The sequence below is a fragment of the Streptomyces sp. NPDC003635 genome (genome assembly GCF_053587635.1).
On record NZ_JBSFOK010000094.1, the window covers coordinates 1 to 9881 of the forward strand.

Annotated in this window: 7 protein-coding genes and 1 pseudogene; 3 read left to right on the plus strand and 5 right to left on the minus strand. The window is 69.9% G+C overall.

The genetic code is table 11. From position 1 onward, the window contains the following. The first annotated feature begins 171 nt into the window (after positions 1–171). Entirely contained in the window at positions 172–2880 is a 2709-nt protein-coding gene (gene adhE, locus ACWDRW_RS39640; RefSeq protein ID WP_451733250.1) for a bifunctional acetaldehyde-CoA/alcohol dehydrogenase, read from the plus strand. A gap of 235 nt (positions 2881–3115) precedes the next feature. Then, positions 3116–3589, plus strand: a complete 474-nt coding sequence (locus ACWDRW_RS39645) for a pyridoxamine 5'-phosphate oxidase family protein (RefSeq protein ID WP_451733252.1) — start codon at positions 3116–3118, stop codon at positions 3587–3589. 109 nt (positions 3590–3698) lie between these two features. Here the strand turns inward: ACWDRW_RS39645 and ACWDRW_RS39650 are convergent. From ACWDRW_RS39650 to ACWDRW_RS39670, 5 genes and pseudogenes are all read right to left on the minus strand, one after another. Then, a pseudogene (locus ACWDRW_RS39650) lies at positions 3699–3822 on the minus strand (amino acid kinase family protein); the annotation flags it as partial. 398 nt (positions 3823–4220) lie between these two features. Beyond that, positions 4221–5072 (minus strand): universal stress protein, encoded by an 852-nt coding sequence (locus ACWDRW_RS39655; RefSeq protein WP_451733255.1) that lies wholly within the window; start codon positions 5070–5072, stop codon positions 4221–4223. 38 nt (positions 5073–5110) lie between these two features. After that, complete coding sequence (pflA, locus tag ACWDRW_RS39660) at positions 5111–5890, minus strand: pyruvate formate-lyase-activating protein (RefSeq protein ID WP_451733264.1); 780 nt, start codon at positions 5888–5890, stop codon at positions 5111–5113. 53 nt (positions 5891–5943) lie between these two features. Further along, positions 5944–8214, minus strand: a complete 2271-nt coding sequence (gene pflB, locus ACWDRW_RS39665) for a formate C-acetyltransferase (RefSeq protein ID WP_451733257.1) — start codon at positions 8212–8214, stop codon at positions 5944–5946. A gap of 480 nt (positions 8215–8694) precedes the next feature. After that, on the minus strand, positions 8695–9129 hold the full coding sequence (locus tag ACWDRW_RS39670) for an Hsp20/alpha crystallin family protein (protein WP_451733259.1): 435 nt from the start codon (positions 9127–9129) through the stop codon (positions 8695–8697). A 156-nt stretch (positions 9130–9285) separates the two neighbouring features. On the opposite strand from ACWDRW_RS39670, the gene ACWDRW_RS39675 reads away from it, so the two are divergent. Then, positions 9286–9881, plus strand: a 596-nt coding sequence (locus ACWDRW_RS39675) for an RNA-guided endonuclease InsQ/TnpB family protein (RefSeq protein WP_451733262.1), incomplete at its 3' end; no start/stop codon positions are given.

Consider the following 9881-nt stretch of genomic DNA (forward strand, 5'->3'; position numbering starts at 1 on the left):
GGCCCTGGATCCCCGGGCCGGTCGGACCCGAGGGAGGACCCTCGGCACCTGGGAGCGAGCGCCCCGCTGAGAGACCGTCGTCAGGGGAGCGGCACCGATGTCTCGCGGTTCCGCTCCCTACCCGAACGCCGAATCCATACGTCGGCACGCCGATCAAGGAGGCGCATCTCCATGGCCCACAAGGACGACCGCAACCGGACCGCTGCTCGGCAGCACGCTCAAGGCGGGCCCTCCGACACCGCGATCGCCGTGGACCGGCTGGTGACCAACGGGCTGAAGGCGCTGGCGGACTACGAGTCCCTCGACCAGCAGCAGGTCGACCACATCGTGAAGAAGGCCTCGGTCGCCGCCCTCGACCAGCACACCGCACTGGCCCGCCTCGCCGTGGAGGAAACCGGCCGCGGCGTCTTCGAGGACAAGGCCGCGAAGAACATGTTCGCGTGCGAGCACGTCACCCACAGCATGGGCCGGATGAAGACGGTCGGCGTCATCGCCCGGGACGACATCGAGGACATGGTCGAGATCGCGGAGCCGGTCGGCGTGGTCGCCGCCATCACCCCCGTGACCAACCCGACCTCCACCACGATCTTCAAGGCGCTGATGGCGCTGAAGACCCGCAACCCGGTCGTGTTCGCCTTCCACCCCTCCGCACAGCGGTGCAGCGCCGAGGCTGCCCGGATCGTCCGGGACGCGGCCGTCGCGGCCGGAGCACCGGAGCACTGCGTCCAGTGGATCGAGGCCCCGTCCCTCGAGGCGACCAGCACACTGATGCACCACTCGGGCGTCGCGCTGATCCTCGCCACGGGCGGCAACGCCATGGTCAAGGCCGCCTACTCGGCCGGCAAGCCCGCGCTCGGCGTGGGCGCCGGCAACGTCCCCGCGTACGTGCACAAGAGCGCCAAGCTGCGCCGGGCCGTCAACGACCTGGTCCTGTCCAAGTCCTTCGACAACGGCATGATCTGCGCCTCCGAACAGGCCGTCGTCCTCGATGACGACATCTACGACGCGGCACTCGCCGAGTTCCGTACGCTGCACGCCCACCTGGCGACCGCCGAGGAGAAGGCCAAGCTGGAGAGCTTCCTCTTCCCGGCAGGCAAGTCCGCGGGCGGCGGCTGCGAGCCCAAGGTGAACGCGGCGGCCGTCGGTCAGAGCCCCGCGTGGATCGCGCGAGAGGCCGGGTTCAGCGTGCCCGAGAACACCTCAGTCATCCTCGTCGAGGCCGAACGGGTGGGCCCGGACGAGCCGCTGACGCGCGAGAAGCTCTGCCCGGTGCTCGCCGTACTGCGTGCCGGCTCCGAGCAGCAGGGCTTCGACCTGGCCGCCGACATGGTCGCCTTCCACGGCCAGGGCCACAGCGCGGTCATCCACACCGAGGACCGGGAGGCCGCCGAGGCGTACGGCCGCCGGATGAAGACCGTGCGGATCATCGTCAACGCCCCGTCCTCGCAGGGCGCGATCGGCGGCATCTACAACGGCCTGCTCCCGTCGCTCACCCTGGGCTGCGGCTCCTGGGGCAGCACCTCGGTGTCCAACAACGTCTCCGCCGCCCAACTGCTGAACATCAAGCGGGTCGGCACCCGCCGCAACAACCTGCAGTGGTTCAAGGTCCCGCCGAAGATCTACTTCGAGCCGCAGGCCATCCGCTACCTGCAGTCCATGCCGGACCTGCACCGCGTCACCGTCGTCACCGACACCACCATGACCCGCCTCGGCTTCGTCGACCGGGTGAGCCGCGTCCTGCAGCGTCGGCCCGAGCCGGTGACCCTGCAGATCATCGACAACGTCGAGCCCGAGCCGAGCATCGACTCGGTGCGCCGCGGCGCCGACCTCATGCGGGACTTCCGCCCGGACACGATCATCGCCCTCGGCGGCGGCTCGCCCATGGACGCGGCGAAGGTGATGTGGTTGCTGTACGAACAGCCGGAGATCGACTTCGCGGACATGCGGCAGAAGTTCTCCGACATCCGCAAGCGCGCCTTCCGCTTCCCCACGTTGGGCAGCCGAGCCCGTCTGGTGTGCGTGCCCACCACGTCCGGTACCGGAGCGGAGGTCACGCCGTTCGCGGTCATCTCCGATCCGGCGACCGGCAAGAAGTACCCGCTGGCCGACTACGCGCTCACCCCGAGCGTGGCCATCGTCGACCCGCTGCTCACCACCGAGCTGCCCCCGGCGCTGGCCGCCGACAGCGGCTTCGACGCCCTCACCCACGCCATCGAGGCGTACGTGTCCGTGTACGCGAACGACTTCACCGACGGCCTCGCGCTGCACGCGATCCGGCTGATCTTCGAGCACATCGAAGCGGCCGTGAACGACCGCGAGGGCTCGGCAGAGGCCAGGGAGAAGATGCACAACGCCGGCACCATCGCGGGCATGGCCTTCGGCAACGCCTTCCTCGGCATCGTCCACGCCATGTCCCACACCCTCGGCGCCGCCTTCCACATCGCCCACGGCCGCACCAACGCGGTCCTGCTGCCGCACGTCATCCGCTACAACGGCACCATCCCGACCAAGCTGACCGGCTGGCCCAAGTACGAGAGCTACCGCGCCCCCGAACGCTTCCAGGACATCGCCCGCACCCTCGGCCTGCCCGCCGCCACCCCGGCCGAGGGCGTGGAGTCGCTGGCCGTGGCCGTCGAACGCCTCCGCGGCGCGGTGGGCATCGAGCCGTCGTTCCAGGCCCTCGGCGTCGACGAGCGGAGGTTCCTCGACGCACTGCCCCAACAGGCGCTCAACGCCTACGAGGACCAGTGCGCGCCGGCCAACCCGCGGATGCCGATGCTCGACGACATGCAGGACATCATGCGCACGGCTTACTACGGCAGGAAGCAGCTGCAGCCGGACGCGGTTGCGCCGGACACGGGTCGGCCGGACGCGGAATGAGAACCGAAAGGCCCTGGTGCGAGGTGCCGCGTGCCGTCGCAATGGCCTGATCGAGCCCGTCCCCGGCGGCGGCCCTCGGCGGGTGCCTGAGCCGGGACGCGCTCACGTCCGCGAGGGACTGCCCCCAAGCCGTCCCGGCCGCCTCGGCTGCCGGGACGGCAACCGGGCCGCGACAGCCCTGCTGCGCGCGGTCCGCAGACGCACAGTAAATGACCGAGCCGTCCGGAAGTCCGCCATGACCATCGACAACGCCGCTCCTACCGTGACCGGTCCGCGCCAGAGCGTGGAACTCGGCAAGGACGAAGCCCTTCGCCTGCTGGGAAGCGTGTCCCTGGGCAGGATCGTCTTCACCCGGCACGCGCTGCCGACCGTCCGCCCGGTCAATCACGTCCTGGACGACGGTGACATCATCATCCGCACTCACGAGGGCGCGGCCCTGACCTGGTGCACCCGTCAGGGCGGCAGCCCGGGCGTGGTCGTGGCCTACGAAGCCGACGCCATCGACCCGGCCACGCATCTCGGCTGGAGCGTGGTGATCACCGGCTACGCCCATCTGGTCACCGATCCGCACGAGTTGGCCCGCTTCCAGGCGCTGCTGTGCCCCTGGGTGCGGCAGACCATGGACTACGGGGTCCGCATCACCCCTGACCTGATCACCGGCATCCGGCTTACCGCCATCGACGAGCCCACCGACCCTGACTTCGATTGAGCCGGGCCTGAACCCTGATGCCTAGGTGGCATGAGCCTTCCCGGGAAGGGTCGCCCGGCCGTGGTCACGCCATCGATGGAGGAACGCCGTCGGGTGAGGGGCGCGGGCGCGACGTTCGGGACGTCGGTGAGGATGAGCAGGAAGTCGGCCGTGAGGTCCTCGGCGAGCAGGGCCGCGGTGAGGTCCTTGCCGATCACCGCCTCCACGCCGGTCAACGCGCCGGTGTCGTCATCCGGCGTGCCGCACTCGCTCGGCGCACTTGAACGGGACGGAACGCGGTGCGCAAGGGCCCCACTGTCCCCCAAGTGGGGCCGGTCGCCTCTCTGGTGCCTGCTGCCACAGTGTGATCCTTGAATCAGGCGCGGCACCGCATCCGATCCGCGAGGGGTTCCCCCGTCCCCCCGGCCGGAGGGCGACCGCGCCAGGGGGACGGCCTGTTCCAGGCAGCGGTCGCACGTGGGTCGTCGGCCGCGTGCCCGAGCGGTTCGCACCCGTACGGGCACGTCCCCCACCCGAACCGCGCGCACCCCTCGGCGCTGACGCTGACCCGCCCCGGCAGCTTGCTGCCGAGACGGGTCCTTCCTGGGCAGCGCCGGGTCGGATCGACGATGTTGGCCACTCCGCAAGTCCCTCAGGTCGGAAAACCCTTGTCCCATCCGGTCGGCACGATCACGACAGGGCAGTGGGAGTGATGCAGCAGGGTGTGGGTGACCGGCCCCAGGTGCACCCCGTGCCGCTTCGGGTCACGGTGTGCGGCGATGACCACGATGTCGGCTTCTCGGGTGGCCGTGAGGAGTGCCTGCGCCGGCGCCGTACGCACCGTCCGGGTCTCGACGCCGACGTGCGGGTACCGCTCCTGCAGTCCGGCCAGGGTGAAGCGGGGTACCGCTTCCTCGCTCCGGGCGCGCCGCGCCTCCTCCCGCTGGCCCGGGCTCGTCGCGGGCACCAGTGACGGCAGTTCGGGGGAGAGGTGCCTGTGCGTCCAGGCGTGCACGACGCTCAGCCGCGCTGTGCGGGCTTCCGCCTCGGCGAAAGCGTAGGCCGCCGCCTCGGCGTCGGCGTCGGTCTCGATGCCGAGCAGTACCGTGCCGGATTCCCCGGAGTGCCGGTCGCCCCGTACGACGAGGAGAGGGCTGCGGGTGTGCGCGGCCAGGCGCAGGCTCACCGAACCGAACAGCCTGCCGGTGACGCCGCCCAGCCCTCGGGTTCCGACCACGGTGAGATCGGCGTCGCGCCCTTCGCGCAGTAGGGCGTGCGCGGGGTTCGCCTCGACGGCCGAGGCCACGACCGGCAGGCCGGGGCGCCGGGCGCGTATCCGGTGGGCGGCCGAGGCCAGGACCGGTCCGGCTTCGTCCCGGTCGGGCACGGCGTACACGATGTGCAGCGCGATGCAGCGTCGCTCCGCCTCCTCGGCGGCTCGGTCCAGCGCCCGGGCGTCGGCCAGGGAACCGTCCACTCCGACGGTCACATGGCGAGTGGTCATCTCTCTCGCACTCCCTCACATTCTTGGTGCACTCCAGGTCAAAGGGCCCGCAGGCCGTGCTTCCGGAACTGCTCGCGCACCCGCTCGGTGAGCTCGGGGTCCGGGGTGGGTGTGTCGCGCAGCGGGAAGGGGATCCCGAGGGCGTCGTACTTGTGGGCGCCGAGCTTGTGGAACGGCAGGACGTCCACACGGTCGACGGTGCCCAGGCCGGCGAGGAACGCGCCGAGTCCGTCGACGGCCGCCGGATCGTCGGTCCAGCCGGGGACGAGGACGTAGCGGATCCACATCGGGATGCTGAGCCGGTCAAGGCGGGTGGCGAAGTTCAGGGTGGGGGTGAGCTCGCCGCCGGTCAGTTTGCGGTAGGTGTTGACGTCGAAGGACTTGATGTCCAGGAGCACCAGGTCGGTGTCGGCGAGGAGATCGTCGGTGGCACGGGCCCCGAGGAAGCCGGAGGTGTCGAGGGCGGTGTGCAGTCCGGCTTCCTTGCAGCGGTGCAGGAGGGAGGCGGTGAAGGCGGGCTGGAGCAGCGCTTCACCGCCGGTGAGGGTGACTCCACCGCCCGCGGTGGTGATGAAGGCCCGGTACTTGTCGATCTCCGCCATGACCTCGTCGACGGTGGTCTCCCGTCCGTCGCGCATGTGCCACGTGTCCGGGTTGGCGCAGTACAGGCAGCGCAGCGGGCAGCCGCTGAGGAAGAGTACGAACCGGGTCCCGGGACCGTCCACGCCGGTGGACAGGTCCCAGGAATGGATCCGGCCCGTCACGCGGCCGGGTTCGGTCACCGGGCCGGGTTCGGTTGCCCGGCCGGGCCCGGTCATCCGGCGGCGCCTCGTCGCTCGGTCTGTCGTCATCGCCGTCAGGGTCCGCTCGCTCACAGAGATCCGTGGAAGGTGCGGCTGATCACGTCGAGCTGCTGCTCGCGGGTCAGGCGGACGAAGTTCACGGCGTAGCCGGAGACCCGGATCGTCAACTCCGGGTACTTCTCCGGGTGTTCCATCGCGTCCTCCAGCACCGCCCGGTTCAGCACGTTGACGTTCATGTGGAAGCCGCCGGCCGCCATGTAGGCGTCGAGGATGCCGACCAGGTGGCCCGCACGCTCCTCGGGGAAGTGGCCGAGCCCTTCGGGGGTGATCGTGGTCGTCAGCGAGATGCCGTCGCGGGCCGCCTCGTACGGCAGCTTGGCCACCGACAGGGCCGAGGCGGCCACTCCGTGCCGGTCGCGGCCGTTCATCGGGTTGGCGCCGGGCGCGAAGGGCTGCCCGGCACGCCTGCCGTCGGGGGTGTTGCCGGTGTGCTTGCCGTAGACCACGTTGGAGGTGATGGTCAGCACCGACTGGGTGTGCTCGGCCTCCCGGTAGGTGGGGTGCTTGCGCACCTTGGCCATGAACGACTCCACCAGGTCGACGGCGAGGGAATCGGCGCGGTCGTCATTGTTGCCGTACGCCGGGAACTCGCCCTGTGTCTCGAAGTCCACGGCCAGTCCGCTCGCGTCACGGAACACCTTCACACGCGCGTGCTTCACCGCGGACAGGCTGTCCACGGCGACCGACAGGCCGGCGATGCCGCACGCCATGAACCGGTGCACCGGGTGGTCGTGCAGGGCCATCTCGATGCGCTCGTAGGCGTACTTGTCGTGCATGTAGTGGATGACGTTGAGTGTGTTGACGTACGCCTCCGCCAGCCAGTCCAGGACACGGTCGTACGCCGCCGACAGCTCGTCGTAGTCCAGGTAGTCGCCGGTCAGCGGCGGCGTTTCGGGCCCGATCTGCTCGCCGGTCATCTCGTCCCGTCCGCCGTTGACCGCGTACAGCAGCGCCTTGGCGAGGTTGACGCGCGCCCCGAAGAACTGCATCTGCTTGCCCACCGCCATGGCGGAGACACAGCAGGCGATCGCGGTGTCGTCGCCGGTGCGCGGGCGCGTCAGCTCGTCGGACTCGTACTGGACGGCGCTGGTGTCGATGGAGACCTGCGTGCAGAACTCCTTGAAGCCGGACGGCAGCAGGGGCGACCACAGCACGGTCAGGTTCGGCTCGGGGGCCGGGCCGAGGTTGTACAGGGTCTGCAGGAAGCGGAAGGAGGTCCGGGTGACCAGGGGGCGGCCGTCGGTGCCGATGCCGCCGATGGACTCCGTCACCCAGGTCGGGTCGCCGGAGAACAGGGCGTCGTACTCGGGGGTGCGCAGGAACCGTACGATCCGCAGCTTGATCACGAAGTCGTCGATCAGCTCCTGGGCGCGGGTCTCGTCGATGATCCCCTCGTCCAGGTCCCGCTGGAGGTAGACGTCCAGGAAGGTGGAGGTGCGGCCCAGCGACATCGCGGCGCCGTTCTGCTCCTTCACCGCCGCCAGGAAGCCCAGGTAGAGCCACTGCACCGCCTCGTGCGCCGTGGCGGCGGGACGGGAGACGTCGCAGCCGTAGGAGGCGGCCATCTCGGTCAGCTCGCCCAGCGCCTTGATCTGCTCGGCCAGTTCCTCGCGGTCGCGGATCACGTCCGGGCTGGAGGGCCGAGCGTCCAGCAGGGAGCGTTCGGCCCGCTTGGCCTCGATCAGCCGGTCGGTGCCGTACAGCGCGACCCGCCGGTAGTCGCCGATGATCCGGCCGCGGCCGTAGGCGTCCGGCAGCCCGGTGATGATCCCGGCCTTGCGGGCGGCGCGCATCTCGGGGGTGTAAGCGTCGAAGACGCCGTCGTTGTGGGTCTTGCGGTAGGTGCCGAACACCTTCGTCACGAAGGGATCGGGTTCGTAGCCGTATGCCTTCAGCCCGCTCTCCACCATCCGCAGTCCGCCGTTGGGCATGATCGCCCGCCTGAGCGGGGCGTCGGTCTGCAGGCCGACGATCAGTTCCCGGTCCAGATCGATGTAGCCGGGCTCGTGCGACGTGATCGTCGACGGGGTTGCGGCATCGACGTCGTAGATGCCCTTATCGCGCTCCTGCGGGAACAGTGCGCTGACCTTCTCCCAGACGGCGCGGGTACGGTCCGTGGGACCCGCGAGGAAGCCCGGACCGCCCTCGTACGGCGTGTAGTTGGCCTGGATGAAGTCGCGCACGTCGATGTGGTCGCGCCAGCGTCGCCCGGCGAAGCCACACCACGCGCTCGACGCGCTCTCAGTGGTTTCCACGCCTGTCGGGGCCACGGTCGCCATTACTGCCTCCGGATCGCTCGCGACGTCGTCCGCACAAAGGCGCGGACGGTCTCTGCTGTCGATGTTCGTCTCCCGCCGGTACGCCGGACAGGGTCTGCGGGAGCCCTCCGAGCTGCCGTCCGGCCCTCGTCCGGCCCGGCTGCCGGGACCGATGAGCCCGGCGTGATGGGGCCGTTCGGCCCCCGCTCGCCCAGTGCGCCGGTACGGCGACGGCGGCCCGCTCCCTCTTTGCCGCCGACCGCAAGGGGCCCGGTGCGGCGGTGAGCTTTGTCCAGGCGCCGCGGTGTCGGGCAGGTCGGCGGCATCGTCGGCAACGCGCCGAGGGCCACCGGAAGACATGGCGAAGCGGAGGGAAACCGCCCGCCGTGCGATGGGGCCCGCGAGAAGCGGGCGGCCCTCGGCGTCATGTCACACGCAACGAGTGGAGGCGGACTCGTACGCGGCCGGGTTCAAAGCCCCGGCCGCGTACATGTGGTCGGCTCAGCGCGTACCGGCACGCAGAGGTTCCCGCACCGGGACGCTGATGACGCCCGTCTTCCGTTCCGGCACCGGCATCCTGATGGTCAGGACCCCGTGCTTGTACTCCGCCGTCGCCTCGTCGTCCTTCGCACCGGCCGGCAGCGGCGTGAAGTGGCCGTAGGGGCGTGTGCTGCGGCGCTTGTCCGGGGTTTCCACGCTGCGCTCGGCACGCAGGGTGAGGACTCCCTGCGCGACGGTGATCTCCACGTCCTTCGCGGGGTCGATGCCCGGCAGCTGGGCCTGCAATACATACGTCCCGTCCGTCAGGCGTTCCTCGACGTGGATGCCGTGCGTTTCCGTCGGAACCTTGTCCAGCACGGGGAATCCCGCCTCCGCCCAGTCGGACAGGTCGGGCGGAGTGAGCCGACCGGGGAGCCGTTCGATGGATCCGCTCATCGAGTCTCTCCTTCGTGGATACCCCCGGCTTCAGCCGGGGGAGGAAACGAAGCTCCTGCGGAGCAGGGCAGGGAAAGCCGGTTCGCCGCCAGGGCGGAGTGGCGTTCACCCCAACTGCCTGCGCTGCCAAAAAACTGATCAGTTAGTGTGTGAACCGTGAAGGCCACTCACGTGAAGCGGGCGTTTAAGTACCGCTTCTATCCGACCGATGCGCAGGCGGCGGAGCTGTCGCGCACGTTCGGATGTGTGCGGAAGGTCTACAACCTGGCCCTCGCGGCGCGCACGGAGGCCTGGGCGCGGCAGGAGCGGGTGAACTACCACCAGACGTCGGCGATGCTGACGGCCTGGAAGAAGACCGAAGAGCTCGCCTACCTCAACGAGGTCTCCTGCGTCCCGCTCCAGCAGGCTTTGCGGCATCTTCAGACGGCGTTCGCGCACTTCTTCGGCAAGCGGGCGAAGTACCCGCGTTTCAAGTCGCGAAAGAAGTCGAGGAGGTCGGCGGAGTACACCACCAGTGCGTTCCGGTTCCGGGACGGCACGCTGACCCTGGCGAAGATGGCGGATCCGCTCGACATCGTGTGGTCGCGTTCCCTCCCGGAGGGTGTGTCCCCGTCCACGGTCACCGTGTCGCAGGATGCGGCAGGCCGGTGGTTCGTTTCCCTGCTGTGCGAGGACCCTGCCGTCCAGCCACTCCCCGCCACGGATGCGGCCGTCGGTATCGACGTCGGGCTCGACCACCTGCTGACCCTCTC